Origin of the sequence: Streptomyces klenkii (genome assembly GCF_003626645.1) — a bacterium.
Taxonomy (GTDB): Bacteria; Actinomycetota; Actinomycetes; order Streptomycetales; family Streptomycetaceae; genus Streptomyces; species Streptomyces klenkii.
In genome coordinates this window covers 844,642-870,519 of sequence record NZ_RBAM01000001.1, presented here as the reverse complement: position 1 = coordinate 870,519, position 25,878 = coordinate 844,642, and the positions used below count along the sequence as shown (strand labels likewise).

Here is a 25,878-nt window from a genome sequence, read left to right as displayed (position 1 = left end):
GCAAGCTCTACCGCGTCCGGTGACCCCGGTGGCCCGGCACCACCCGGGAAGCGGGCTTCGGGTGCTTGTGCGACGGTGGGTGCCTGAAGGTCGGAACCATCGGTACCGGGCGCATCGGCACCGCTCTGGCCGGGCTTGTCACCCGGGCCGGGCATCAGCTGAGGCCGGCGAACTCCCACGCCCCGGAAACCCCTGACCCCGCTCGTCGCCGAGTTCGGCGCGAACGCGTCGGCCGGCACGCCGCAGGAGGCCGCCGACTTCGGTGACATCGTGCTCCTGGCCGTGCAGTGGAGCCGGAAGGAGAGCGCAGCAGCCTCGGTCTCCTCCCGGGAGGGCAGGGTCGTCCTGACTCCGGTCAACCCACTGCGCGACGGCCCGGACGGTATCGAGGTCATCGACACCGGAGGTCGTCAGCCCGGTGAGGTGGTCGCCTCGCTGGTGCCGGGGGCACGTCCGGCGGAGGGCTTCAACACGTACCTGGACCAGGTTCTTTCCAAGGATCCTGCTGTCGGCGGCGGGCGCCGCGCCGTCCTGCTCGCGGGCGACGGCGCCGAGGCGAAGCGTAAGGTGGCCGAGCCGGCTCTCAGCTGCGGCTTCCAGCCCGTGGACACCGGCACCCCGGCCGAAGGCGGCTCCCTCTTCGACCGCGATGGGCCCGAAGATGCTCCGCCTTGCCGGTGACCGCGCGGCGGGAGCCATCCCCTACCTCGTCACGCCCGAGTTCACCGCCCAGGCCCGGGAAACCCTGGGCGCTCAGCCGTTCCTCGGCCCGGAGATGAAGGTCGTCCTCGACACCGACCAGGCTCGCGCCCGCGCCACCGCCCGCGACTACCTCACCCTCTACCTGTCCCTGCCCAACTACACCAACAACCTCACACGCGCCGGCTACACCGAGGACGACTTCAAGGGCGGCGGCAGCGACCGCCTCGTCGACGCCCTCTTCGCATTCGGCGACGCCGAACGGGTCCGCTTCCGCATCGAGGAGTTCCAGAAAGCGGGAGCCGACCACGTTGCCGTGCAAGTCGTCCTGTCCGAAGGACAGGACCACTCCGAGCTTCTGCGGCAGTACCGCGAGCTGGCGCAGGCCCTGCCCCTGCGGTCCTGACAATCGTGCTCACTGCGGCGCCCGACGCCGGCACGTCACCGTACCGCTGCTTCACTACTCAAGGCGTCGTCACACCAGACTCGCGAGGACCGTAGCCAGAGGGGCCGGGTCGGCGGGTCCGAGATGCGGGGCGGGCAGGGAGTGGACGTCGAACCGGTTACCGGGTGTTGCCGCGTCAGCCTCCCTGATCATCCGGTCCTGGAGGGCGGGCGGGATGCTGCGGTCGAGGGTGAAGCGAAGGTAGCTGCGGGGGATGCGACCCCACGTCGCCGGGTGGCCGCGGGCGTCGTCACGGATGAGCGAGGCCGACTCGTCCGGCTCGAAGGCGTTGAGCGCGTTACGGAAGACCGTATCGCTGTACTCAGCGGCGAAGGCGGCCTTCGCCTTGGCGATGAAGCCGGCGTCCGCCGAGCGCCAGTTGTTACGGAGAACACCGGTCCGTTCGGGATTTCCCACGCTCGGGATGGTGGGGAGCAGCGTCGTCCTCCCCTCCGGGACCAGGAAGCAGTCGAGAACGGTCCGTATCCGGACGCAGCAGAATGCCGACAGGTACACCAGCCGCGCTATCGCGTCCGGCACCTGATTGGCCGCCCTGGTGATCGTGGCGCCGCCCATGCTGTGGCCGACCAGGATGACCGGGCCCTGCCGGGCGATGCGGCGCACGACGCTCACGACATGTCGGGCGTTGTCCTCCAGGGTCGTCCTGGAGAGGACGGATGACAGGGCGGCGGCGAACGCGGTCAAGTCTTGTGGTGTCTGGTAGGAGGGTGGGAAGTTCGCCTGCACGCCGTGGCCGGGGAGGTCTACGGCGAGCGCGCGGTGGCCTTCCATGGTGAGCGCGGCGATCAGGGGGGCGAAGGCGTAGGCGTTGCTGTTGGCGCCGTGCACAAGGAGGAAGGTCGGCTGCTTCCTGCTCTCGGCTTTCTGAGTCTCGCCTTTCTGCGTCGCGCCCTTCTGCGTTCCAGAGTGTGCGCTGAGCAGGCTTCCCGCCGCGGCGCCCGCGCCGGCTGCGGCTACCACCGTCCCGGCACGGCGCAGCAGACGCCGCCGGCTGACTCCGCGGGTCGGGGCGTGCTCTTGGGGTGTCCCGACGGGAGAGGAAGCGTTGGCCGGTTCAGGCACGGGCTCGCCGTTCCGCGCCTCGTGCGGCCTGTGCCCAGCCGAGGAGTGCCGCACCGACGGCACCGACAGCCAGGTCGGTCCATTGCGGCAGTCCTGCGCCTCTGAGGAGGCCGGCCACGCCGAAGCTGGTGCTCCACAGCCTCTCGGTGAGGGCCGATCCGAAGCCTTGCACCAACAGGATCACCCCCAGGAGCCAGCGGGTGCGCTGCCAACTGCTCTGACGGAGCTGCCTCGTGCGTGTCACGGTCATGCCGTTTCCTCCGGTCGTCCGGTCGTCCGGGATCCGATTCGATACGCTCGTATCGATACGAAAGTATCACTAGAATCGGAGGCATGCCCAGACAGGTGGATTACGACAGCCGGCGGCGCCGGATCGTGGCGGCGGCCTTCGCCCTCGTCAGCGAACAAGGACTTGAGGGGATGACCATGCGCGACGTCGCCACCCGCGCCGGCGTCTCGGTCGGAGCCGTGCAGCGCTGTTTCTCCAGCAAGGAAGAGATGATGGCCGCCGTCGTGGAGGACATGAACGAGCGGGTCAGCACGCGCGCACGGGACCGGATCGCCGACTCCGCCGACCCGGACTCGGCCGCGACGATGCTGAAGCACACACTCGCCGGCATCATGCCGCACGACGAACCGACCCTGGCGGAGACCCGGGCCTGGCTCGCCTTCGCCGCCCACTCCGCCGTCACTCCCGCCGTGGCAGTCGTCCAGCGGAAGCACTACGAGGGACTCGCGGAACTCATCGCCCTGCTGCTCCGTACGGCGCAGGCATCCGGAGACGTCCGCTCCGACGCCGATGCCGACGGGGAGGCGGACACGCTGATCGCCCTCGCCGACGGACTCAGCATGCAGATCCTGACGGGCCGCCTCACCACCGACTCCGCCCTGGCGACACTCGACCGGCAACTCACCGCGCTCCGGGCCGCACAATGACCCGGATGAGCCGTACGCCCGCCGATCGAACGGCACTCGACGATGGTGAGCCGTGATTCCGCGTCCGGCTGAGGTCCTGCAAAGCAGTACAAAGCGAACACTCACTCGCCCACGACTTCTCGCCGAACACGCGGCGGCGCAGCGGTCGGCCCCCCGGGGGCGGATCAGGCAGGAGGCCACGTCGATGCCGCGCACGGGCGCATGCATCGCTGCCGCGTCCGTGACTTCGCCGCGCGATGGGCGAGGCGTCCGATGCCGCGGGCTGATCCGGCCTGGCCCGAAAGAGACGGGCGGCCCTGTTGCCCGTTCAGCTGAGTCGACCGGACGCCGGCTTCCTCCCGTACCTCGGCATAGTCGGCGTGCCCGCGTCTGCGTGGGCGCGGCTCGATGGGGTTCATAGACCGAGGGGGAACAGTGAGAGAGACAGAGAGACACGCGTTACCCAGCCGCCGCCGGATTCTGCGCGTGGGCACGGCGGCCGCGGCGGCGGCCGCGGTACAGAGATTCGCCGCACCGGGCGCCCATGCGTCGGAGCTTCCGCGCACGGGAGGGACGGCGTCAGTGACGGCAGCACGTTCATGGCGTGGAAGGGCGTCACGGGCGACGAGCAGGTCTGGAGGAGCAGGCTCACCGGTTACACGTGGACGGGGCCGCAGCAGGTCGGTGCCCTTGCCTCCTTCCGCCCGGCACTCGCCACGATCGGCAGCTGACAGCCACCCACTGCCCCGGAACGCAGCCGATACCAAGGCCCCCGGCCCGGACGACAAGACGGCACACAAGCACGCAACAGCCGAGAGGCCGGGCGCCGGTATCCGGTCTCCGGTGTCTGCGCTGCCCCCGGCTCCAGCGGGGGCAGCGCCCTGCTGGTGACACGCGACCGCAGCCGCAGCGGAAGCGGGTCATTGCCGCCGGACAGGCGGTCGCTCTCGACACGGATCAGAGTGCCCTCGATAACGAGTCAGCTCTCCGGTGTGGTCAATCCACGCGGAGCGGATGGTCAGCCGGGGGTGGACACGGTCCAGCGGGATCCTGGGTATCGCCCTCAGGCCATCAGCGGTCGCCGGCGACGTAGAGCAGTGGCGGGCGGTGCGGCGCAGAGCCGCAGGGCCGTAGTGGCACCACTCGTGCACAGCCTGTGAGCGCGCCCTTCCCGCGGACGCTCCGTGCGCGTAATCGACTGGTCGCGGTGAGTCGGCACCGGAGGCTCGGAGCGTGAGGGCACCCACGTGGGCCCGATCACATACGATGCCCGGTCGTAGCACCAGGGGCACCAAATCAGGCATTCCGGTCATCGAGTGTGGATGCATTACGGCATTACCTCGTAGATCACACCCTTTGTCAGGCGGGTTTCGCGCCGCTAACAATGGCTGAGTCGCAGGGCGCCGTCGTTCGAGACGCGGCGCCTTTCCCGTGCCGAAGAGGCCCGGTGCGACATCCCCGATTGGAAGAGGTTCTGCTCAGCCATGCGTTCCACCATCTCCGGCTATACCGCTCTGCCCAAGGCTCACAAGTTCTCCGCCGCCGGTCTCGTCACCGTCGCCGGTGCCGCCGCTCTGACGTTCGCGCTGGTGCCGCAGGCTTCCGCCGCTGACGTCTCCAGCGTCGGTGTGAAGCCCGTGGCGCAGAGTGCCCAGGAGTTCGGTGTGACGCAGGACGGCGAGCTGGCCAAGGCCTCCGACAAGGCCGGCGCCGATGCCAAGGCCGCCGCGGAGACCGCCGGCAAGGTGAAGGCCGGTGCTGAGCGCGCCAACCGTTCCACCGAGCGCAAGGCCCTCAAGCCCGCCGCCCCGGCCGCCCCGGCGAAGAAGGCTTACGCCGACAACCTGGACGGCTGGATCCAGGAGTCCCTGGACATCCTGCACGCCAAGGGCATCCCCGCTTCGTACGAGGGCATCAAGAAGAACGTGATGCGTGAGTCGACCGGCAACCCGCGTGCGATCAACGACTGGGACGTCAACGCTGTCAACGGTGTCCCCTCGAAGGGCCTGCTGCAGATCATCGACCCGACCTTCAAGGCGTACCACGTCGAGGGCACGTCCTGGGACATCTACGACCCGGTCGCCAACATCACCGCGTCCTGCAACTACGCCGCCGACAAGTACGGCTCCATGGACAACGTCAACTCCGCCTACTGACCCGGTTCAGGCAGCACACAGTGCGCATCTCACACAATAGATAGCGCACGACGCGTATAGGGCGCGGCACCCGCAAGGGTGTCGCGCCCTATACGCGTTCTGGTAGGAACGGGGACGGCATGGTGACTGCTTCGGGATACGGCATGGTGACCGCTTCGTCGGCCCGCAGCCGCGGGGCTGCGACGGGCATGCGCCTGGCCTCCGGACGGCACTGGCGGATTGGGGGTCTCACTCCTCGGTGGAGTCATGCCGTGGCCGCCGGAGCTGCATGCGCGGGCGGCCGGTCCCGCGTCACAGTGAGCGGGCTGCACATGCCCAGCAGTGTCCCGGCGGCCCCGCTCCTGACCGTCCCACGGGTGTCCGAGGGGTGGGGCGAGCTCAGTCGGCCAGCTGGTCGAGTTGGCGGGCCAGCAACTCCACGGTTTCCGCTGCCGCGGCCCCGTCCCCGTCGATACCCAGCTGCAACAGCACGCCGTCCAAGGCGGCGGACGCGAGGCGGGCGGCGCCCGGGGCGAGGGCAGGAGACATGCCGGCGCCGACGAGCCACTGCTCCGCAGTGCGGAGGTAGGACGACGTGGCCGGCACCAACCGCTCGCGCCACAGCTCATCCGCTTCGGCCAGTGAGGCCGCTTCCAGATACAGCCGCACGGCCACACGGGCCCGTGGTTCCGCGAGGGCCTGCCACAGCGCGCGTACCAGATCGGATGGCTTAGTAACCTGCTGCCCCCGCCACACGACGGCCAAGTCCGCGAAGGCCCGGTCCAGCAGGGCCACCACCAGCCCCTCGCGACTGCCGAAGTAGTACACGAGCATCCGGTCGCTGGTGCCCAACGCGGCGGCCAGGGGTCGCAAGGTGAGCGTCGCGAGGCCGTGTTTCCCCACGTAGCGCATGGCCGCGTTCAGCAACTCTTCGCGACGGGACACGTGCCTCCTCCTCGGGCGCCATGTAGCGTATGTAGCGATCGCTACATACGCTACATCCTAGGTGAACGGCGGTGCAGCTCGATGGAAAAACGACGGCTCGTGCGCGTGTGGCCTGAGCTCGTGCACGTGTGGCCTGAGACAACAGGGGCTTTCATCATCTGGGTGGCCGCCTCGGCGGGGGTCATAGCCCTGGCGCCCACCCTCGCGGACACTCCGACCGCACCGGCTGCAGCGGCGGTCGCGACCGCCTTCACAGGCATCGGCGCCCTGGCCGGCCGGCTGCTCCCGGCCGGACGCGGGACCCGTCTCGGCATCGCCGTCGTGATCATCGGGCAACTCCTCGACGTCGCCCTCGTCCTGGCCGCCGACGGACTCTACCCACGGACCGACGAGGGCGGCAGCGGACGCATCCTGCTGCTCTTGCTGGCCGGATACGCCGGGTTCCTGCTGGGCGCACTCGCGGGCGACCGTTCCTCCAGGGCAGACACAGCGGCATCTCCGCCCGGAGGAACCGCCCCCTAAACCCGCACGCTGAGCCCGCCGTGGCCTCGGCGGTGTTCACCCACCAGCGACAACTCGGCCAACGACTTCACCGGACCGTCGCCGCACAGAACGGCATCAGCCAGCTCGAACAACGCGTCCGCACGCGCAGCGAGACATGGCGTAGAACTCACCCCGGAAGCATGACAGTTCCGCCAATGACTCTCGCCCGGCATCGCGATGCAGCAGCAGACTCATCCTCGCGGCCTTGTGCTGGACATGTGTGTTCCTTGGCCGGAGCACATGTTGATGATGACGGAGTGCCAATTTTGTGATCCAGAATGATTGGATGGTCACGCTTGAGACTCCCCGATTGATCCTGCGTCGCTGGCGCGAGGAAGACGTTGCGCCCATGGCTGCCATCAATGCCGACCCCGAGGTCATGCGGTGGATCCGTGACGGCAGCGTCCGTGACGAACAGCAGACTCGCGGCGGGATCCAGGCATGGGAGAGCGAGTGGGAGTCACAGGGCTTCGGCCTGTTCGCCGTGCAGATCCGGTCCACTGGCGAGCTGGCCGGGTTCACCGGCCTTTCAGTACCCGGTTTCCTGCCGGAGGTACTGCCGGCGGTTGAGGTCGGCTGGCGGCTGGGACGTTCCCACTGGGGGCAGGGCTTGGCCACCGAGGCCGCCGCGGCCGCCGTACGGTTCGGGTTCGAAGAGCGAAGGCTGGAGCGGATCGTCAGCATCACTCAAGTCGGCAACGACGCCTCCGAACGGATCACGACCAAACTGGGGATGCATCCGGTCCGTGAGACCGTCAATCCCACCGGCGGTCGGCGAGTCCGGGTGTTCGAGTTGTCGTCGGACCAGTACGCCACGACCACTCGTTGATGGCGGCAGCGGGGGCGGTAGCCTCGTAGCGGACTACAAAGGTTGTCGTACCTGGTGGCTACGGCTCGATGCCCCTTGAGGCGGTTGATGCCGCACTCGACCGCGTGCCGGGCCTTGTAGTCCTCCGGGTCGAACATCGGCGGCCAGCCAGCGCTGGACCTGCGATTCCTGTGGTTGCGGATTCACTGGGCACTTGGAAAGCCCTGTCGGATACCCGGCGTACCGGCATGATCACATGCATGGGTGACACGGCATGGAACCGCAAGACCAAGCAGGTGATCGAAATACCGGGCGATGAGGCCGGCCTGGGCATCCGCCTCGCCCGCAGCCACTACGACTCCTCCGGCATCCTGCGCGGCCGTTACATGTGCCGGGTCTGCTTCCAGGACCTGATCCTCCGCGCCATCAAGCCGGATGCCAAGCAGGCGCCGCACTTCCGTCACGAGAGCAGCCGGGAGTGCCCGGCGTCCGCCGAACGGCAACAGCAACGGCAACGGCAGACCACGCAGGACGACCAGGTGGTCATCGATCTGCGGGACCAGCTCATCCGGGCCTGGCCCGGTGTGGCAGTCGCTCTTGAGCTCCCCGACTCCCCCGGCCGCCCCACAACGTCACATTGAGATCGGAGAATCTGTCCAGCATGGAGATTCACGGCAGCTGCAGCGATCAGTTCAGCGCGGTACGGGAGGCGTTCGCCGACTCTCTGCGCAGTGGTGCGGACGTCGGCGCCTCGGTGGCGGTCTTCCTCGACGGCGAACCCGTCGTCGACCTGTGGGGAGGACACGCCGATCAGGCCCGGACTCGGCCGTGGCAGCGCGACACCATCACCAACGTATGGTCCACCACGAAGACAATGACCGCGTTATGCGCCCTCGTCCTGGCCGACCGCGGCGAACTCGACCTGTCCGCGCCCGTGGCGAAGTACTGGCCCGAATTCGGCACCGCAGGAAAAGACCGCGTCGAGATCCGGCACCTGCTCAGCCACACCGCCGGCCTCCCCGACTGGGACCGGCCCATGACCCTGGACGACCTGTGCGACTGGGAGAAAGCCACCACTCTCCTGGCCCGGCAGGCGCCCCACTGGGAACCCGGCACAAGGTCCGGCTACCACCGCTTCACCCACGGCTTCCTGATCGGCGAAGTCGTCCGCCGCATCTGCAGGCAGCCGATCGGCACCTTCTTCGCCGAACAGATCGCCGGCCCGCTGGGCGCCGATTTCCACATCGGCCTCGCAGCCGAACACGATCACCGCGTCTCCAACGGCATCCCCGCACCCGACCCCGCACCCGCGCCCAACCCATGGGTGACCATCCCGGTCGGCGCCTACGTCACCACCCAGGACACCTGGAGCACCCAGTGGCGCCGCGCCGAAATCCCCGCCGCAGCAGGCTACGGAAACGCACGATCCGTCGCCGCAATCCAATCCGTACTCACCTCCGCAAGCCCGACCCCCTCGACACGCCTTCTTTCCGAAACCACCTGCCGCATGGTCTTCGACGAACAGTCCCACGGCACCGACCTCGTGCTCGGCATCCCCCTACGCTTCGGCACCGGCTACGCCCTCCACGCCGACGACTCGCCGATCAGCACGACGAACCCCCACACGTGCTACTGGGGCGGACGGGGCGGATCACTCGTTGTCAACGACCTCGACACACGCATGACCTTCGCTTACGTCATGAACCAGATGACCAACAAGGGCCTCACCGACCCACGCAGCCACACACTCCTCCAAGCCACGTACGAAGCACTCACCGCCTGAACCAAAGCCATACCGCCGCAACCCGCCCTACCCCCACGCGAGATGTCCAGGCGGCCCGGCATCGCGCGGGGGCGAGGCATGGCGACAGCTTGACGCGTGATGCGGTGGCCGGGAGCGGCGCGGCGTCTCCTGGTGCGGGTGTCGACCAGGGCCCGACGGGCGGCACCGCGCCCTCTGGACCGTCGTTCCTGCTTCGGCCAATATCTGCCGGGATAGGTGCTGGGGGCGCCGTTGCACCCGGCCTACCGGCTGATCGTCGAGGGCGGCCGCTCGAATCGCCGGGCGCTCTCGGCGCAGGAAAGCCCGTTGGTGAGTCCGGCCAGGACGGCTGGCGGTCCTGCGGGGCCAACAGTCTTCCCGGCGTGCCGCGCCGTCAGCGTTGCCTTCGTCCGCCATCCATTGCAACGCATCGTTGCATTCAACCTCCACCTCATTGCATCAATTTACCGCCATCCACCGGGGCGAGCGCCAGTTGAGTGATTGACGTAACCATAAATGCAACGTAGCTTTCGCGATACGCCAAACACGTACTGTCGCGAGATGAGGAATGGTCATGAGCGAATCCCTTCACGCCGTCACGACACTGCCGACGGAGCGTCAGCCCGGCTGCCCCTTCGACCCGCCGGCAGAGCTGATCGACGCCCGCCGGCACGGCCCCATCAGCCGCTACACCCACGTCGGCGGAAAGCCCGGCTGGCTGATCACCGGGTACGACCTGGTGAGGTCGGTCCTTGCTGACACTCGGTTCAGCTCGCGCAAAGAGCTCATGAACGTGGTCGACTTCGAGCTCCCTCCGGCGCCGCCCGGCGAGTTCCTCCTCATGGACGAACCACAGCACGGGCGCTACCGCAAGCCGTTGGTGGGCAAGTTCACCGCACGACGGATGCGACTGCTCACCGAACGCATCGAGCAGATCACTACCGACTGCCTTGACGCCATGGAGAAGGCCGGGCCGACGACGGATCTGGTGACCTCGTTCGCCAAGCCCATCCCCACCATCATCATCTGTGAGCTGCTGGGGGTGCCGTATGAGGACCGGGACTCCTTCCAGGAACAGATCGACAAGTTCATGAGCGGAGAGACGAGCGATGAGGACCTGATAGCGGCCTACACCGCGACCCGGAACTACCTCGCACAGCTGGTGGCCGCCAAGCGCGTAAACCCCACCGACGACGTGCTCAGCGAACTCACCGACAGCGACCTGACCGATGAGGAGTTGCAGGGGATCAGCCTGATCCTGCTGGCGGCCGGGTTCGACACCACCGCGAACATGCTGTCCCTCGGCACCTTCGCGCTGCTGCAGAACCCGGCGCAACTGGCCGCACTGCGCGCCGACCCCACGCTCATCGACCAGGCCGTGGAGGAACTGCTGCGGTATCTGAGCGTCGCCAAGACGTTCATGAGGACGGCGCTGGTGGACGTCGAGGTGGGCGGCCAGACGATCGAGGCCGGCACGACGGTCGTCCTGTCGTTCAACACCGCCAACCGTGACCCCGAGCGCTTCACCGATCCCCACGCGCTCGACCTGCACCGGCAGGACGGCGGGCACCTGGCTTTCGGCCACGGCATCCACCTGTGCCTGGGCCAGCAACTGGCCCGCACCGAAATGCGGATCGCCCTCTCCGCACTGATCAACCGCTTCCCCACGCTGCGCCTGGCCGTACCGGCCGAAGAAGTCGGCCTGCGCCCGGAGACCGCGGACGTCTACGGAGTGAAGAGCCTCCCGGTCACCTGGGACGTGTAACCGCGAGCCGGTGACGGGTGAGGGCGCGTACGGTCGCCCGCTACGGCTGCGGTTGGCTCGTCCTGCAGAGGCTCCCCGTTTGACGGCCCGTTGCCGTGCCTCCGAAGCGGCGGGTTCCGCGGCGCCGGGGAGCCTCTCCGCATCGCTGGCCCATGCCCGGGTAGGCGGATGGGCACACGGAGAAACGAGCAGGGAGGGGCCGCCATGGCCGTAAAAAAGTGGAAAACTGCAGAGGCGGAAGCCGAGCTGCGGAAGGACACAGGAGCCGCCGAAGGTCGCCGGGAAGCAGAACGCCTCGCCGGCAAGGAGCCGGACAACCGGATCCCCGGCCCACGGGCGTCACGGGCGGTTCTCTCCCTGACCGGCGCTGACGACGGTATCGCCACGCTCACCGCACGCGACGGAAACGCCATACCGAAGGCAATCCGCGTCGTCGACGCATCCGGCACGCTGATCGCCGCCTACATCGCCCTCGCTCTCGACGACCTCAGCGTCGCCAAGTCAGCCCGGTCCGCGGTCAGCAGCGCACTCGCGCACTCCCTCGACACCACAGACCGGGACGACGAAGCCAAAGCGGAGACTCCCTCAGGCGTCATCACTGGCCAAATCGGCGACGACGTCGTGGTGGAACAGACACCCGAAGAATTCCGCAGCCGCACCGTCACCCTCTACGCCGGCGAACTCATCGACCTCTCACAGGAACTGCGGGGACGTGCCCTGCGAGAGACACCAGATTCAGCCGACGGACTGTCCTGAACACAGGGATGGGGAGTGGCGCCCTCCCCGCTTCCCGGCTGCATGATCGGCTTCATGGCCTCGTCCTACCGACCTACGCCGCACCTCCTCCCTCTCACTGTCGGCAGCGGCATGCTCATGGGCGTCGCATCGACCGCCTCCGCTGCCGACCGCCCCTCCCCCGCCCCGCCCCGCCGGAACCAGCGCGATCGCCGATGATCTAGCAGGCACGAACGCGCCCAGGGACTGAGGCTGCTTCGGCAGGCGGACGAGTACGTGTTCAACGTGCCTACGGCCTCGTGCTGGAGTTACGTCACAGGGTTGCTGCGGAGCCACTCCAACACCTGCTGGGCATGCGCGTCGGGAGGGAAGACCGGGTAGAAGGCGTGCTCGATTGCCTGATCGCGGATGACGAGGGTGAGCCGCTTGAACAGCGTCAGCCCGGCGAATTCGAAAGTGGGCAGGTCGAGTGCCGCGGCCAGGCTCAGCCGGGGATCGGAGAGCATGGCGAACGGCAGACGGAGCCGCTCGACGACCTCGCGCTGATAACCGCTGTCCTGGCTGGACAGGCCGAAGACCCCCTGTGCTCCGGCTGCGAGGAGCTCTTGGTGATGGTCGCGGAAATCGCAGGTTTCCGCAGTGCAGCCCCGTGCTCCGGGGATGGAGTCCCAGTGGTGCGGGAGATCGGTGTCCGGGCGGCCGGTGAGCGGATAGAGGTAGATCACCGTGCGGCCCGTGCCCAGCGTATCGAGGCCGACCGTCTCGCCCGAGGTACTGGAGAGTGTGATCCGGGGCAGCTTCAGGCCGGGGAGATGGCGGGCTGCGCCGTCGTCTTCCGGAACGGGCAGATTCTCAGGCAGCCGATACAAGTCGCTCATGGTGGGGTGTTCTCCGTTGTCGGGCAAAGGGATGCTGCTGTTGCGATGAGCAGCCTGTTTCAGGTGGCGCACAAGGGCCGCACGGCGGGTGGTCAGGGCCTCGATCCGTTCGGTCAGTTCGTCAATGGCCTCGCGATAGCCGACCAGCGACTCCGGGCAGTCGTCGGCATGCTGCCGTCCGGTCGCCAGGCAGGCCAGGAACGGCCGCGTGCTCTCGACCGGGATGCCGAGGTTGCTCAGAGTCCTGATCTCGCGCACCAGACGTACGTCTTCTTCGGTGTAGTCCCTGTATCCGTTGGCCAGGCGGCGCGGGGTGACCAGTCCCAGCGATTCGTAGTAGCGGACCGCTTTGATCGTCACTCCGGCGCATCTGGCCAACTCGCCGATTTTCATGCCGCTCATCTCCACGAACGCTAAACCTTGCCCTCAGGGGCAAGGTCAAATGTTCTCCGGAGAGTCTCATGGATCGTCATTGCCTGACAGCACGCGCTGTAGCCCAGGGACGGCGGCCGGGTCTTCCAGCCGTACGGGCAGAGGGCGACGTTCCGGGCCGAGGGACCGGTTCTGCCCAACTCGTACCGACGCCTTGACGGCCGGGCGTCACCAGGTGAGGAATGGTGCAGGCATCGGCCCATCACGGCACCAGGAGGTCGAGATGAGATCCATGCGTGTCCCTGCCCTGCTCGCTGCGGCGGTTTTCGCCGCAGCAGGCATGGCAACCGGTACGGCACACAGCCACGACAAGTCGGCTGCGCCGGCAGCGGTCCCTTTGTGGCGCAGCCTCGCCGGATTCGAAAAGTGCGTGGGCCTCGCCAACAACGGGAGCACCGCAAACGGCACCGAGCTCGTCCTATGGGACTGCCACGGACATCCCGACCAGCAGTGGGCCCCCAGTGCCCCGGCAGGGCTGATCCAAAGCCTGGCTGCCGCCAACAAGTGCGTAGGGCTCGCCAACAACGGGAGCACGGCCAACGGCACTCGGCTGGTCGTATGGGACTGTCACGGCAACTACGACCAGCGGTGGGCCGTTTACAGCGACAACAGCGTGCGCAGCCAGGCCGCCGCCAACAAGTGTGTGGGCCTCGCGGACAACGGCAGCACGGCGAACGGCACCCGGCTCGTCATCTGGGACTGCCACGGCAACTACGACCAGCGGTGGCGTTTCGGGTTTTAGGGCTGTTGCGCGTACGGAACCGGAGCGCCTGGTCCGGCTCTGGTCGGCGCATGGGCCGTTGTGACGCGGGCCCTGATGACTACCGTCGTCACCCGGGCGCGGCACCGCCGTGGGCGCACGGTTATTCTCCCGGTCCGTATCACACTGGACTCATGCGTTTGTTCGCCGCAGTGATTCCTCCTCAGGCCGCCGTCGACGAGTTGGCAGCCGAAGTGGCACAGTTGCGCGCCGCCCTCCCCGAGCGCCACGGCCGGCTGCGGTGGACCCATCCCGCCACATGGCACTTCACCCTCGCCTTCTTCGGTGAGGTCGACGAAGCCCGGCTCCCCGAGCTGGGCGAGTGCCTCGCCCATGCTGCCCACCGGCATCCGGCGCACGAGCTGCGGTTCGCGGGCGGCGGCCGGTTCGGTGGCCGGATCCTGTGGGTCGGGGCGACCGGATCGCTGGAGACCCTGGCCGGTCTGGCCCGCTCCACCGTCGACGCGGCCCGGCAGGCCGACGTGCACATGGGCGATGCCCGGCCCTTCCGGCCCCACCTCACCCTCGCCCGAGTCACCGGGCATGTGAACCTCAGGCCCTACGCGGAGGAACTCGCCGAATTCCGCGGCCGCCGATGGCGCGTCGAGCGCCTGGAACTGATGCGCAGCCACCTGCCTGGGACCGGGACCCGGACGGGGGCCGCCGGCGAACGTCCCCGCTACGAGACCGTGGCTGCCTACCCTCTGGGCACTCGCCGAGCCCCCTGAGTAGGGCGAGTGCGGCCGGCACGCGGTGCGGGTAGCCATCGCCTCGGCTTGGCCTGGCCCGGCTTGACCTGGCCGTCCGTGAGGTGGCCGGCTCCGGTTGCGCAGGTGCGCGGGGCGCCTAGGGTGACAAGCGTGACGCGTCCCCCTTACGGCCCGAAGCCGTCGTCGAGGTGACCGGCCCGCTCCGGTGGCTGTTGCGGCAGGATCAGGGGCCGGAACATCTCCGGCGTGCCGTGTGGGCCACTGTCGCCGGGCTCACCGGCTTCTACGTCCTGCGCTACGGCTTCGGCGCGCCCGACATGGCCCTCTACGCCCTGTTCGGCGCACTGCCGCTGACGTTGTTCGCGCAGGTCCCGGGGCCTGCGGAGCAGCGGACGCGGACGTTCCTCGCGGTGCTGCCCGCCGGCTGGGCCCTGGTCACCGCGGGCACGCTGCTCGCAGCGCACTCGTGGAGCGCCGCCTGCGGCCTGTTCGTGGTGGGGTTCACGGCCTCGTTCCTGGGGGTCGGCGGCCCGCGCCTGGGCGGGCTGGCCGCCGCCTTCCAGCTGTACTACCTGCTCCCCTGCTTCCCGCCCTACGCCCCCGAGGCGCTGGCCGGGCGGCTGGGCGGACTCACTGTGGGCATCCTGCTGACCACCCTCGTCGACCGGCTCCTGTGGCGTGACGAGCAGCCGGTTCCGTACCGCGTCCTCCTCGCCGACGCGGTGGACGCCGTGGCCGGCTACTGCGCCTCCATCGCACGCCTCATGACCGGTTCCGGTAGTTCCGGTGGAACTGGTGGGGGTGACGGCGAAGCCGCGGACCGCTCCGGCGCGCGGCGGGACCAGGAAGCGGCCTACCAGGCGTTGCAGGCGACGCTGCTGTCCCGGGTGGCGCCGACGGAGCGCCCGACGTCCGCTTCGCTGCGGGACCGGGCCTGTTACGACGTCCGGGCGGCCGTGCGGCACGTACGGGCTCAGTTGGACCGGCTGCTCGCCGGCGCCGAGGGGCCGGACCCCGGCGCCGCGCGGCTGCTGGACCGTGCCGCGGCGGCCTTGCGGGACGCCGGGCGGGTGCTGCGCTCCGGAGCTGCCGGGCCGCACGATGATGCGTTGGCCATGGCCTTGTCCTCCTTCCGGGCGGACCGTGCCCGGCGGCTGGCGGGTGTCACGGCCCTGCGGCTGCGGCAGGACTCGGTCGTCCAAGCGGCTGCCACGGGCGCGCTGCTGGCCGGCGAGGGTGCCCGGATCGCGTTCGGGGCGCCGCTCGACGCCCGGTGGCAGTGGCCGGGCGGCCCGTTCCCGTACGCCGAACTGCGCGCGCCCTCCCGCTGGTGGCGGCGGCTGCGGCTGCACCTGACTCCGCGCTCGGTCCTCCTCCAGAACGCCCTGCGCCTCGCCCTCGCACTGGCGGGCGCACGGCTGATCGTTGGCGCCCTGGACTTGCCGCACGGCTTCTGGGTCCTGCTGACGATCATCAGCCTGATGCGTACGTCGGCCGCGGACACCCGGGGTGCCTTGCCGCCCGCCTTCCTCGGGGTGGCCGTCGGCGCGGTGCTCGCGACGCTGATGCTCGTCGTGGTGGGCGACACGCCCGCCTTCTACATCGCCGCGGCGCCCGTCGTGTTCCTGGTGGGCTTCAGCGTGGGCCCCGTACTGGGCACCGCCTGGACGCAGGCCGCGCTGACCCTCGTCCTCATCCTGCTCTTCGCCCAGATCCTGCCCCCGGACCGGCATTTGCCCGCGATGCGCCTCCTCGACGTGGTGATCGGAGGATCCCTGGGTGCCGTCGCAAGCCTCCTTGCCTGGCCCAAGGGTGCGGGCGGCGAACTGCGGCGCTCCGTGGTGAACTTCATGGTCCGGGGGGCGGAGGCGTGCAAGGCAGTGACGCTCGGGCTGTGCCAGGGTTCCGGATCCTCCCCCGGCCCCGGCCCCGAGCAAGGCCACGGCATCGGCATCGGGTACGGTCCCGGCCGCGGCCACGCCGGCAACCACTCCGCGGATCCCCTGCGTCCGGCCCACGCCGCGATGCTGCTCGCCCAGGCGGCCCACACCCAGTACCGGACGGAGCACGCCGGCCGGGACCGGGCGGCTCCTCCCTGGGAGACGGCCATGCAGCCCGGCCACCACACCGTCAGCGGCGGCGAACTGTTCCTCGCGGCCCGCCGGAACGGAGAGGGCCCGGACGTGCCCGCTGACGCGACCACTGTGCTCATGACCCTGGCCGATCGCGTGGCGGACGACTGCCTGCGGGCCACTCAGCTCGTCCGCTCGGCGGGTGCGGACGTGCCGGAGCTCTCCGGACCGTACCCGGCGGCGGAGTCAGCGCCGTTGCGCTGTGCGGTCGCACAGGCGCAGACGCGGGGGCCGGACGCGGATCCTGCCGCGATCCTGCTGATCGCCGACACCGAGGCGTGGCTCACCGGGGTCGCGCACGACGCGGCCCGGGTCGTCCGCACGGCCGCTCGCTGAGCGCGCGGCGGCCGGCTGCCGCCCTCCTCCGGCGACGTACGGTGGGGGCATGAACGATCTTCCCACCCCGTACGTCCAGGTCGACGGGCGTGTCGTCGACGCCGATCCGCTCTTCCTCGCCCTGATGGGCGGCTACGGGCACATGACCGCCATGCAGATCCGGGACGGCCGGGTGCGCGGGCTGGACTTCCACCTCACCCGGCTGGACACGGCCACCAAGGAGCTCTTCGGCGAGGGGCTGGACGGCGAACTGGTGCGGGAGAGGATCCGCGGCGCCCTGGACGCGGCGGGAGTGCGTGATGCGTCGGCGCGGGTCTACGTGTACGCGCCGGAGCCGGGCGACGGGACGGTGACCGCGGTGATCCTGCGGGCCGCCGTGCCGGAACCCGGCCCGCAGCGGCTTCGCAGCGTCCCGTACGCCCGGCCCACCGCCCATCTCAAGCACGTGGGGGTCTTCGGGCAGGCCTACTACCTGCGCCAGGTGAAGGCGGCGGGCTTCGACGAGGCGCTGCTGGTGGAGCCCGACGGCACGGTGTCCGAGGGTGCCATCACCAACGTGGGCTTCCTCGGAGGAGACACAGTCATCTGGCCCTCGGCCCCGGCTCTGGACGGCATCACCATGCTGGTGCTCCAGCGGGAGCTGGACCGGGCGGGCCTGCCGTGGCGGCGGCAGGCGGTGCGGCTGGATGAGGTGGCGCGCTTCGACGCGGCCTTCGTCTGCAACTCCGTGGGCGTCTCACCCGTACCGCTGATCGACGACGTGCGGTTCCCTTTGGACGCGGAGCCCGTACGCACGCTGAAGCGGCTGTACGAGGCCGCGCCGTGGGACGTGATCTGACCACGGCGGGCCGGGGCCGGGCCGGCTTCGCCGGCCGCCGCCGGCCTGGCCCGGGGGACGCTTGGGCCGCCCTCCTTGGCTTCACTCCGGGCGCGCGCCGTTGTCCGGACAGTGCTCTCGCACGCCTGTTGCCGGAGTCTCCCCTTCCGATCTGCCCAAGCGCAGACTGGGCACCCGGGGATTAGTTCCGGCCCCTCTGCTCAGCAGGCTGGGCTGCCTTGGCTGTCTCATGCGATGCCCAGTCGGAACAGGAATCATCATGGCCATCTTCGGTCAAGCCAACTGGCGGTATTGCACCAAGTGCTTCGGCTTGTGGTTCAACGGCAACCCTACCAACGGCGTCTGTCCCGCCGGTGGAGCCCATTCAGCGGGCACCAGCTCCAACTACCTCCTGGCGGGCGACAACACCAGCCTTCAGGCAGCCGACGAGGAAAACGGCGAGGAAGCCGGCGGCAACAGCTAGGCAGTTCGTTCGGATTGCCGGGCTGACCGAAGGAAGACGGCCGGAGGCGGGTCCGGCGAGGTGGGTCATCGTGAGGCGATCACATCGATCGCCTCACGACCATCCCGCAACACATCCAGCCCCAGAACAAGAATTCCAACATCCACTCGTTCGACGATCACACTTCGTTGCGCGCCGAAATTATCCGCCCGAATGATTCCCGGACTTCTTTGACGACCGCTTAATAACTGAAATACAGTAGCTCGCGATTGACGCACGACCACAGGCATGCTGTCGATCCGGGGGATCTGTATGGCCAGTTCTGCTTCCGTCGTGGCCGGTGTCGGTTCTCACCTCCTTCCGCGCGTGGTCCGCAACGACGACCCGGCGCTTGCGAATCTCGGTTCGAGTGACGAGTGGATTCGCAGCAGGACCGGAATCGAGTGCAGGCGGTGGGTGGAGCCGGGAACCAGCACCGGGGACCTCGCGGTCGCGGCGGGCCGTGCGGCTCTGCGGAGCGCCGGCGATCCGGTCGTGGACCTCGTCGTCCTGACGACCACGACGCCGGACCACCATTCACCGGCGACGGCTCCGTGGGTCGCGGCCCGGCTGGGGCTGGGCACCTTGCCGGCGTTCGACGTCGCGGCCGCCTGTTCGGGCTTCACGTACGGGCTGGCCGTGGGTGACGCGTGGATCCGGGCGGGGCTGGCGGAGTGTGTGCTGGTCGTGGCCTCGGAGACGCTGTCGACGATCACCGACCCCGCGGACCGCGGCACTGCCGTGGTGTTCGCCGACGGGGCCGGGGCCGTGGTGCTGCGCAGCGGCGAGCTCGACGAGCCCGGCGCCGTTCAGGCGACCTGCCTGGGCAGCGACGGCACGCAGAAGGACCTTGCCGTGGTCGGATCCGGCGGCTCCCGCCGGCCCGACCCGGGCGGTGTCGCTCCGATCGCGGAACGCTGTCTGAGGATGCAGGGCCCGCAGATGTTCGCCCACGCGGTGCGCCGGATGACGGAGGTGTCCCGGGAATTGCTGGAGAGGGCGGGCTGGCCGGTGGACTCCGTCGGGGCGTTCATCGGTCATCAGGCCAACCAGCGGATCCTGGACAAGGTGGCCGATCTGGTCGGCGTGCCCGGTGCCAGCCGTTTCGGGAACATTCACAGAGTCGGCAACACCTCTTCGGCATCGATTCCTCTGGTCATGGACGAACTGGTCGGGTCCCAGGCCGTCGCCCCGGGTACGCGGACGCTGCTGACCGCGTTCGGAGGCGGCGCCGTGTGGGGAGCGGCCGCATTGTCCTGGCCCGACCTCAAACCCGTACGACAGTAGGGAGTCTTTCATGGGGGACCCGGTCCAGCGGCCGCTCGACTTCATCCGCGACTACCTGGCCACCGCCTACGGCCTGAATCCCGGGGAACTGACCGGCAGCCGTTCGTTCGACAGCCTCGAACTGGATTCCATCGCCCAGGTGGAAATGTTCGTGACCGTATCCGACCACTACGGGATCCAGCTGAACGACTCGCTGGCCCGCGGAAACACCACGCTCCAGGAGACGGCCGATCTCGTACAGGAGGCCCTGGAGGCGGCCGGCGGGCGGCAGCAGGACGCGTCCGCGATCGACTGAAACGCCGTCGCCGCCCGCATCAGCACGATCCGACCTGCAATGGAGAGCTGTGACCAAAGCGACCACCCACACCCTAAAGTTGGACGGGCTGTCGTTTTCCTACCAGGTGGTGAACAGCGATACCCCCGGCACAGAGCCCGTGCTCGTCCTCGGGGGTGTTCTGCAAGGCATGCACGGCTGGTCCATCATGGAGCGTCACGTCCTGCCCCACGCCCGCCTGATCTCGGTGGACCTCCCCGGCGCCGGTGAATCCACCCCACTGCGGCCCGAGCAGGACATGGAGACCATGTGCCGGGCCACCGAGATCATCATCGATGACCTCGGTCTGGAGCGCGTCAACTTCCTCGGATACTCCTTCGGGTCGGCGGTCGCCTTCCGCTGCGCGCAGAGGCGACCGGACCGGTACGCCAGGCTGGCGTTGGGCGGCGTGCCCGTCCGCATCAGCGGCAAACTCATCGACCTGTGGATGCGCGGCGCCCGGCGGATGCTGTCGGGGGACGCGAACGGGTTCGTCGACGTCCTGGCGGAGATGTTCCTGTGCTCCGACACCGAGGCGACCATCAGGAACCGGGACGTGGTGCGTCAGCTGGTCAAGCGGATGACCCTGCGGGCCGTCACCAGCAGCGCGCACGGGTTCCGGACGATGGAGCGTTCGGTTCTGGAGAACCTGGACCCCCGGGGCGGGCTGAACGGCGTTCCCACGCTGGTGTTCTGCGGCGAGCACGACACCATCAGCTCCCTACAGGAACAGAAGGAGTTCGCGGCCACGATCGAGGACTGCACGTTCGCCGCGATCGGCGAAGCCGATCACTGGGTGTTCCTCCAGCGACGCTTCGAGGCGAGTGACTTGGTGATGCGGTTCTTCACTGACCAGCCGCTCACTGATCTCGGCTACCTGGTCGAACCGGCCGTGGCTGCCGGGTGAACACCGTGCTGGCGGGACTGGGGTGCTGGCTGCCGCCCACCGTGGTGACCAACGCCGACCTCATGAGCCCCGTGATGGACGACTTCGTGCGGCGCCGGATCGGCATCGCCCGCCGGCACCGCGCCGGCGACGGCGAGGCCACCGTTCACCTGGCTACGGAGGCGGGCGCCCGCGCACTGGCCTCGGCAGACGCCTCACGAGTCGACGCGGTCATCCTCGCGACCACGACTCCGGACCGGCTCTGCCCTGCCGGAGCACCCGAAGTCGCCAGCCGCCTGGGCATGACCGGCATCCCCGCCTTCGACCTGAACGCCGGCTGCTCGGGGTTCCTCTACGGCTGTGAACTCGCCCGCGGGCTCATCGCCGCCGCCACCGCGGGAACGGTTCTGGTGATCGGCGCCGAGACCTGCTCCACCATGATCAATCCCCAGGACTCCAGCACCGCCCCGATCTTCGGCGACGGCGCCGGCGCAGCCGTGCTGCGGCGGGCCGAACCGGGCGAGTCGCCGTCCTTCGGCCCAACGGTGTGGGGCAGCGACGGCACCCTCGCCGACGCCATCGCCATCCCGGCCGGGGGCTCCCGCCGGCGCGCGCCCGCACCGGAACTCGGAGGTGCCGACGCGTTCTTGCACCTGCGCGGGGCCGAGGTCGTACGCAACGCGGTCAAGCGCATGAGCGCCGCCGCGCTCGCCGCCGCCGAGGCCGCGCGCTGGAGCAACCTCCGCCTTGCCCTCACCCGGCTCCTCACCGACAGCCGATACCGCGAACGGACGCGCCGCATCGGGGCAGTGATCGACCAGCAGGACGGCACCGCGGGGGTCGTCCGCGCACTCGGCCACGCGGGGTCGGCCTCAGTAGCCGCCCGCTGACGGCCCGCCATGCCGTTCCCGTGCGCGGCCTGACACAGCCCGGCCGCTATGCCTCACGGCGGTCACCGGGGCTGTGTGTCCCGGTGACCGCCGGTCTCAGGCGGCGGACTTCGCCGTGGCGCGTGCGCCGAAGTGGACGTAGCGGCTGCCGTCGGCCAATGCGTAGAAGACCACCGGAATCCACCCGTCCTTCTCGTTGCGGCGGCCGGCGAAGACCGTTCTCGCCGGGCTGTCCGAGACCGGGGTCAGGTGCCAGACCAGGGGGTCGAAGCTGCCCGCCAGGCCGTCGGCGCCCTCGTACGTCAACTGGAGGACGCCTTCGTCGGAGGGGCGGTCGGTGATGGTCATGAGGAAGCCCTCGCGCTTGTAGGCGCCGGTGAACGGGGCCGTGTTCACCGTGAGCGGCTGCTCGGGCGGTCCGAACGCCGGCATGCTGACCCCGGCGAGTTCGGCGGTCAGTTCACGGCACAGGGCCTCGTAGACCTTGGGCGCGGCGCCGCCGCCGTTGGTCAGGAGGGCGATGGCGAGGCCCTTCTCGGGGATGGCGCGCAGGTAGGCGAGCTGCCCGAATGTGCTGCCGTCGTGGCCGAAGCCGCGCGCGCCGTCCCACTCGAACAGGCCCCATCCCAGCCCCCAGTGGGCGCCGAAGAACCACTCGTCGGGCATCTCGACCTCGCGGTTCAGCATGGCCTCGACGCCGGCGGAAGACAGTACGCGGGTGCCGTCCGGTGCTGTGGCGCCGTCGACGAACAGCCGGGCGAACCGCACGACGTCGGCGGCGGTGGCGCTGATTCCGCCGTAGGGCCCGGCGGAGCGGGGCAGCATGTTCCACAGCGGGGTCGGGACCGGGTCTTCGCCGGGATCGCCCATGTGCCCCATCGCCGCGCGGAAGCGCAGCACTTCCTCGGGCAGGGTCATCGTGTGGTCGAGGCCGAGCGGAGTGAGGAGCAGTTCCTTGAGCGCCTCGTCCCAGGTCTTGCCGGTGATGACCTCGACGATCCGGCCGAGGATGTTGTAGGCGGTGCCGGAGTACGACATGGTGGCGCCGGGCGGGTTCGTCATGCCGACGTTCCGTGCGGCCTCGACGTAGCGGGCCAGGCAGTCGTCGCCGCGGCCGGTGTCGTTGACGTAGTCGCCCTCGATGCCGCTGGTGTGGTTGAGCAGCTGGCGCGGCGTGATCGTACGCGATGCCTCGGCGTCGGCGACGGCGAAGTCCGGCAGGACGTTCGCGACGGGGGCGTCCAGGTCGAGCTTCCCGGCGTCGGCGAGCAGCACGGCGAGCGCGGCCGTGTAGCCCTTGCTGATCGAGCCGATCTGGAACACGGAGTCCGTCGTCACCTCGACGCCGGTCCCGGTGTGCAGGATGCCGCTCGCCAGCTCGTGGATCTCCCCGTCGGCGAGCACGGCCAGGACGGCGCCCGGGATGCGGTGGGTGGCGAGCAGCGCATCGAGCCGGTCCTGCCAGTGGCGGGTGTCGAAGCCTTCAGGGGCGGCCACGCCCAGGGCGCGGTTCACGACCCGGTCCACCTCGCGGTTGGTCCGGTCCATGAGCTTCGCCACCTCCTCGTCGACGAGCCTCGACACCTCCCGGTACACGTTCTTCACCTCCTCGTCCACGACCCTCGACACTTCCTCGTACACGTTCTCGGGCATGACGTCTCCCCCCAGAGTGACTCGGTGCTGCACTCGGTTGCTGAACTCGGTCCTGAATTCGCTGCTGAACTCGGTGCCGCGGCCGGTGACTAGCCGCCGGTGACTTGCCGCCGGTGACTAGCCGGCCTGGCGCGGCCGCCTGCCGACGAGCCCGGCCAGTGAGGCCATGGTCGTCTGCGGGGGCTGCCGGAGGTCGCGGTCGGGGTCGATCAAGCGGCTTCCCAGGGTCCGGACCAGCAGGCCGAGGACGAAGCCGTACACCGTCACCATGCCGTGGCCGTTGGACTGGGCGAACCACATGCCCAGGCCGAACACGGGAGCGGCGATCGCGAGCAGTACGTCCTTGCGCTCACGGCCGCGCAGCAGGAGGCCGGCGGCCAGGGTCGCGGCGAGGAAGTACGTAGAGCCCGAACTCCCGGCGAAGTTGCGGGGGTCGGTGCTGCCACCCGTCTGGCCGAAGAGCGCGTCGATGTGCTCCGGCAGGAGGATGCCGGCGGCGAACAGGGCCACCATCAGGGGGCCGCCCCAGAACCACTGGGCAAGGGCGGCGATGACGGCGAGGGTGGCGATGTTCCAGGCCCCGCCGAGGAATCCGCCGTTCTGCATGAAGACTGACGTGACCACGCGCCACCAGCCCGACTTGCTCGGGTCGCTGTCGAAGGCGTCCATCGCCCCCGACCAGCAGAGCTGTGTCACGACCCCGGCGAGCGCGACCGCGGTCAGCGCAACGGCGGCCCAGGGGATGCGGCGCCTGCCCAAGGTGTCCTGTCCGACGAGGGCGAGCCCTGCGTTGAACATCAGAATCATCAGTGCCGCAGTGGTTACGTTGAACAGCAGTGCGCCCATCGCCACCAGCCCCCTTGTATGCCGTTTCTTGTGCTGGACACGACAGTAGCGGGGGCGACGGCCAAATTCAAACACTGTTTGAAAGTAGTGGTTAAGATTGTCCCATGAAGCTGACCGCAGACCGGATCATCGACGCAGGCATGGCCGTCTTCGCAGAGTCCGGCTACCACGGACTGTCCATGCGCCAGGTGGCCGAGCGCCTGGACGTGCACGCCGGAAGCCTCTACTACCACGTACCGAGCAAGAGCGCGCTGCTCCAGCTGATGGCCGACCGGGTCGCCCGGCAGGCCTACGACGCGGGGAGTGCCGCACTGGCCGCGCTCCCCGACCAGTCCGACTGGAAGACAGCGATCGAGGCCCAGGCCGTAACCCTGCGGCAGAGCATCCGGCGGCACCGGGGTGGCGCGGTCATGTTCGCCGACAGCCCGAAGATGCTCAGCTCCGGAGCGCTGTCACTGATGGAACGGCTCCTGCACACCCTGCGCGACGCCGGCGTGCCCGACGAGCACCTCACCATCGCCGCGGACACGCTGCTCAGCCACATCACCGGCTACGTACTCCAGGAAGAGAGCGAGTCGCCCGCCCTCCCCGTCACCGCCGAGGACGTCGCCGGCCTCCCCGAGCGCTTCCCCCTGACCGTGGCCGCCGTAGCCGCCTACGACCAGGAAGAGAAGTTCCTGCGAAGCGTACGGATGCTCTGCGCCGGAATCGGCACACTGATCGAGCCGCCCGGCGTCGCGTAGAGCCGGCTGGCTGGCCGGCCGCGTCGTCGCCGGGCCCGCCGACGAGCCACAGTGCTGGGCCGACCGCCGTCAGGAAGTCCAGGGCAGCGGCGGCGGTCGCCAGGGGGAAAGCATGCGGCCGGAGCCCGCCGGGGGCACCGGACCTCCGCAGTGCGGGGGTGCGTACACGGACAACCGGTTCAGTTCGCCTTGTTGCAGATGCAGGAGGCCCACTCGGCGACGCCGTCAGGCTTTGGGGCGAGCCCGGACCACAGCCTGTTTGCCGGTGCCGGTGCCGGTGTCGGTGCCTGGCATCTCGAGCAGCTGAGCGGCTGGTGCCAGAGGAATCGAACTCGAGGGGCCGGATGACTTCTGGGAGGCTGCCGCGCTCAGGTCGGCGTCACGAATCGCCAGGCCCGTCGAGGCGTTCTGTGGGCCCGGCGAAGGAGAGGAACGTGGTCCGCGTCGAGAGCAGCCAGAATCCGTCCACCTTGCGGAAGCTGTCTTCGTAATGCCCGACCTGGGCCGGGGGCCGGGGCGGCACCATGCCCCCGGAGTAGCCGTCGACCCGGTATGTAGCGAAGTAGGAGGTGGCAGCGGCGGTATCCGGAGAGGTAACGGTAACCAGGATGTTGGTGCACATACGACGTGACAGCCGGTCCGCGGGCCGGCCTCCGAAGTAGTCGCGAAGAGCCTCACGGCCCGCTATACGGCGATCGCCTGCGGGCCACGACCAGCTCCCGTCCGGCGTGAACAGCTCCGCTACCGAACCCGGGTCCCCGAGGTCGAGCCGACGGACGAACTCGACGATCAATCGCTCACAGGCCCGCTCGGCTATCAGACGTTCCATCGGGTCAAGCGTCTCAGCATCCATGATCA

Annotated in this window: 28 protein-coding genes and 4 pseudogenes; 22 read left to right on the top strand and 10 right to left on the bottom strand. The window is 69.2% G+C overall.

Translation table 11 applies throughout. The features are described from left to right. The first annotated feature begins 65 nt into the window (after positions 1–65). The 3 genes and pseudogenes from D7231_RS38420 to D7231_RS03080 all read left to right on the top strand — a co-directional run bounded on the left by D7231_RS38420 (position 66) and on the right by D7231_RS03080 (position 1,105). Positions 66–266 (top strand): NAD(P)-binding domain-containing protein, encoded by a 201-nt coding sequence (locus D7231_RS38420; protein WP_120753315.1) that lies wholly within the window; start codon positions 66–68, stop codon positions 264–266. Continuing rightward, positions 193–351, top strand: a pseudogene (locus D7231_RS37340) (NAD(P)-binding domain-containing protein); the annotation flags it as partial. The gene D7231_RS38420 and the pseudogene D7231_RS37340, both read left to right, overlap by 74 nt. Before the next feature lie 67 nt (positions 352–418). Continuing rightward, positions 419–1,105: an LLM class flavin-dependent oxidoreductase gene (locus tag D7231_RS03080; protein WP_120753313.1), complete on the top strand. Its 687-nt coding sequence runs from the start codon at positions 419–421 to the stop codon at positions 1,103–1,105. 69 nt (positions 1,106–1,174) lie between these two features. Here the strand turns inward: D7231_RS03080 and D7231_RS03075 are convergent, their stop codons facing one another. Next, the gene (locus tag D7231_RS03075; protein WP_422396669.1) at positions 1,175–2,146 is read right to left on the bottom strand and encodes an alpha/beta hydrolase; all 972 of its coding nucleotides are present in this window, start codon (positions 2,144–2,146) and stop codon (positions 1,175–1,177) included. Positions 2,147–2,560: 414 nt separating this feature from the next. On the opposite strand from D7231_RS03075, the gene D7231_RS03065 reads away from it, so the two are divergent. Beyond that, positions 2,561–3,163: a TetR/AcrR family transcriptional regulator gene (locus tag D7231_RS03065; RefSeq protein WP_120753311.1), complete on the top strand. Its 603-nt coding sequence runs from the start codon at positions 2,561–2,563 to the stop codon at positions 3,161–3,163. Positions 3,164–3,741: 578 nt separating this feature from the next. Next, positions 3,742–3,873: a hypothetical protein gene (locus D7231_RS38070; protein ID WP_277875532.1), complete on the top strand. Its 132-nt coding sequence runs from the start codon at positions 3,742–3,744 to the stop codon at positions 3,871–3,873. A 155-nt stretch (positions 3,874–4,028) separates the two neighbouring features. Here the strand turns inward: D7231_RS38070 and D7231_RS38280 are convergent. Continuing rightward, positions 4,029–4,182 (bottom strand): annotated as a pseudogene (locus D7231_RS38280) (NF041680 family putative transposase); the annotation flags it as partial. A gap of 444 nt (positions 4,183–4,626) precedes the next feature. Between D7231_RS38280 and D7231_RS03055 the strand changes: the two are divergent. Next, positions 4,627–5,298: a transglycosylase SLT domain-containing protein gene (locus tag D7231_RS03055; RefSeq protein WP_120753310.1), complete on the top strand. Its 672-nt coding sequence runs from the start codon at positions 4,627–4,629 to the stop codon at positions 5,296–5,298. A 378-nt stretch (positions 5,299–5,676) separates the two neighbouring features. On the opposite strand, the gene D7231_RS03050 is transcribed toward D7231_RS03055, so the two are convergent. Further along, the gene (locus D7231_RS03050; RefSeq protein ID WP_120753309.1) at positions 5,677–6,222 is read right to left on the bottom strand and encodes a TetR/AcrR family transcriptional regulator; all 546 of its coding nucleotides are present in this window, start codon (positions 6,220–6,222) and stop codon (positions 5,677–5,679) included. 162 nt (positions 6,223–6,384) lie between these two features. On the opposite strand from D7231_RS03050, the gene D7231_RS03045 reads away from it, so the two are divergent. Further along, positions 6,385–6,744 carry a hypothetical protein gene (locus D7231_RS03045; RefSeq protein WP_120753308.1) on the top strand — a complete coding sequence of 120 codons (360 nt, stop codon included), beginning with the start codon at positions 6,385–6,387 and terminating at the stop codon, positions 6,742–6,744. An 11-nt stretch (positions 6,745–6,755) separates the two neighbouring features. On the opposite strand, the pseudogene D7231_RS37335 reads toward D7231_RS03045, so the two are convergent. After that, positions 6,756–6,960: pseudogene (locus D7231_RS37335) on the bottom strand (NF041680 family putative transposase); the annotation flags it as partial. A 91-nt stretch (positions 6,961–7,051) separates the two neighbouring features. On the opposite strand from D7231_RS37335, the gene D7231_RS03040 reads away from it, so the two are divergent. After that, on the top strand, positions 7,052–7,594 hold the full coding sequence (locus tag D7231_RS03040) for a GNAT family N-acetyltransferase (RefSeq protein ID WP_120753418.1): 543 nt from the start codon (positions 7,052–7,054) through the stop codon (positions 7,592–7,594). Here the strand turns inward: D7231_RS03040 and D7231_RS37330 are convergent. After that, positions 7,584–7,767 (bottom strand): annotated as a pseudogene (locus tag D7231_RS37330) (IS5 family transposase); the annotation flags it as partial. The gene D7231_RS03040 and the pseudogene D7231_RS37330 sit on opposite strands and share 11 nt — an antisense overlap. Positions 7,768–7,833: 66 nt before the next feature. Between D7231_RS37330 and D7231_RS03030 the strand changes: the two are divergent. The 4 genes from D7231_RS03030 (at position 7,834) to D7231_RS03015 (ending at position 11,856) form a co-directional block, all read left to right on the top strand. Further along, a complete protein-coding gene (locus D7231_RS03030) occupies positions 7,834–8,214 on the top strand; it encodes a hypothetical protein (RefSeq protein WP_120753307.1) in 381 nt (126 codons plus the stop codon). 20 nt (positions 8,215–8,234) lie between these two features. Further along, a complete protein-coding gene (locus tag D7231_RS03025; RefSeq protein ID WP_120753306.1) occupies positions 8,235–9,356 on the top strand; it encodes a serine hydrolase domain-containing protein in 1,122 nt (373 codons plus the stop codon). Between the two features lie 553 nt (positions 9,357–9,909). After that, positions 9,910–11,100, top strand: coding sequence for a cytochrome P450 (locus D7231_RS03020; protein ID WP_120753305.1), 1,191 nt, complete (start codon positions 9,910–9,912; stop codon positions 11,098–11,100). Positions 11,101–11,304: 204 nt separating this feature from the next. After that, complete coding sequence (locus tag D7231_RS03015) at positions 11,305–11,856, top strand: hypothetical protein (protein ID WP_120753304.1); 552 nt, start codon at positions 11,305–11,307, stop codon at positions 11,854–11,856. 287 nt (positions 11,857–12,143) lie between these two features. Here D7231_RS03015 and D7231_RS03010 read toward each other — a convergent pair whose 3' ends face one another. Continuing rightward, entirely contained in the window at positions 12,144–13,106 is a 963-nt protein-coding gene (locus D7231_RS03010) for a MerR family transcriptional regulator (protein WP_120753417.1), read from the bottom strand. 376 nt (positions 13,107–13,482) lie between these two features. Between D7231_RS03010 and D7231_RS36420 the strand changes: the two genes are divergently transcribed. The 5 genes from D7231_RS36420 to D7231_RS02985 all read left to right on the top strand — a co-directional run bounded on the left by D7231_RS36420 (position 13,483) and on the right by D7231_RS02985 (position 18,384). Further along, entirely contained in the window at positions 13,483–13,887 is a 405-nt protein-coding gene (locus D7231_RS36420) for an RICIN domain-containing protein (RefSeq protein WP_158673715.1), read from the top strand. Between the two features lie 152 nt (positions 13,888–14,039). Continuing rightward, positions 14,040–14,633 carry an RNA 2',3'-cyclic phosphodiesterase gene (gene thpR / locus D7231_RS03000; RefSeq protein ID WP_120753302.1) on the top strand — a complete coding sequence of 198 codons (594 nt, stop codon included), beginning with the start codon at positions 14,040–14,042 and terminating at the stop codon, positions 14,631–14,633. Positions 14,634–14,866: 233 nt separating this feature from the next. Next, positions 14,867–17,083, top strand: coding sequence for an FUSC family protein (locus D7231_RS02995; RefSeq protein ID WP_120753301.1), 2,217 nt, complete (start codon positions 14,867–14,869; stop codon positions 17,081–17,083). A gap of 49 nt (positions 17,084–17,132) precedes the next feature. Further along, positions 17,133–17,921, top strand: coding sequence for an aminotransferase class IV (locus tag D7231_RS02990; protein ID WP_120753300.1), 789 nt, complete (start codon positions 17,133–17,135; stop codon positions 17,919–17,921). A 259-nt stretch (positions 17,922–18,180) separates the two neighbouring features. After that, positions 18,181–18,384, top strand: coding sequence for a hypothetical protein (locus D7231_RS02985; RefSeq protein ID WP_120753299.1), 204 nt, complete (start codon positions 18,181–18,183; stop codon positions 18,382–18,384). Between the two features lie 65 nt (positions 18,385–18,449). Here the strand turns inward: D7231_RS02985 and D7231_RS36125 are convergent, their stop codons facing one another. Next, on the bottom strand, positions 18,450–18,653 hold the full coding sequence (locus tag D7231_RS36125) for a hypothetical protein (protein ID WP_147449677.1): 204 nt from the start codon (positions 18,651–18,653) through the stop codon (positions 18,450–18,452). On the opposite strand from D7231_RS36125, the gene D7231_RS02980 reads away from it, so the two are divergent. The 4 genes from D7231_RS02980 to D7231_RS02965 are packed head-to-tail and all read left to right on the top strand — an operon-like array spanning position 18,652 to position 21,778. Beyond that, the gene (locus tag D7231_RS02980; protein ID WP_338419816.1) at positions 18,652–19,689 is read left to right on the top strand and encodes a beta-ketoacyl-ACP synthase 3; all 1,038 of its coding nucleotides are present in this window, start codon (positions 18,652–18,654) and stop codon (positions 19,687–19,689) included. The two genes, D7231_RS36125 and D7231_RS02980, sit on opposite strands and share 2 nt — an antisense overlap. 10 nt (positions 19,690–19,699) lie before the next feature. After that, the gene (locus D7231_RS02975; RefSeq protein WP_120753297.1) at positions 19,700–19,984 is read left to right on the top strand and encodes an acyl carrier protein; all 285 of its coding nucleotides are present in this window, start codon (positions 19,700–19,702) and stop codon (positions 19,982–19,984) included. Between the two features lie 49 nt (positions 19,985–20,033). Next, positions 20,034–20,909, top strand: coding sequence for an alpha/beta fold hydrolase (locus D7231_RS02970; RefSeq protein ID WP_120753296.1), 876 nt, complete (start codon positions 20,034–20,036; stop codon positions 20,907–20,909). Next, positions 20,906–21,778 carry a ketoacyl-ACP synthase III gene (locus tag D7231_RS02965; RefSeq protein WP_120753295.1) on the top strand — a complete coding sequence of 291 codons (873 nt, stop codon included), beginning with the start codon at positions 20,906–20,908 and terminating at the stop codon, positions 21,776–21,778. Before D7231_RS02970 ends, D7231_RS02965 begins: the two co-directional genes overlap by 4 nt. Positions 21,779–21,874: 96 nt before the next feature. Here the strand turns inward: D7231_RS02965 and D7231_RS02960 are convergent, their stop codons facing one another. Both D7231_RS02960 and D7231_RS02955 read right to left on the bottom strand, forming a co-directional pair. Continuing rightward, positions 21,875–23,431 (bottom strand): serine hydrolase domain-containing protein, encoded by a 1,557-nt coding sequence (locus D7231_RS02960; RefSeq protein WP_241999534.1) that lies wholly within the window; start codon positions 23,429–23,431, stop codon positions 21,875–21,877. A gap of 117 nt (positions 23,432–23,548) precedes the next feature. Beyond that, entirely contained in the window at positions 23,549–24,277 is a 729-nt protein-coding gene (locus tag D7231_RS02955) for a hypothetical protein (protein WP_120753294.1), read from the bottom strand. Between the two features lie 104 nt (positions 24,278–24,381). Here D7231_RS02955 and D7231_RS02950 point away from each other — a divergent pair, with 104 nt between their 5' ends. Then, positions 24,382–25,020, top strand: coding sequence for a TetR/AcrR family transcriptional regulator (locus D7231_RS02950; RefSeq protein WP_120753293.1), 639 nt, complete (start codon positions 24,382–24,384; stop codon positions 25,018–25,020). 379 nt (positions 25,021–25,399) lie between these two features. Here D7231_RS02950 and D7231_RS02945 read toward each other — a convergent pair whose 3' ends face one another. Beyond that, on the bottom strand, positions 25,400–25,873 hold the full coding sequence (locus D7231_RS02945; RefSeq protein ID WP_120753292.1) for a nuclear transport factor 2 family protein: 474 nt from the start codon (positions 25,871–25,873) through the stop codon (positions 25,400–25,402). Positions 25,874–25,878: the final 5 nt, after the last annotated feature.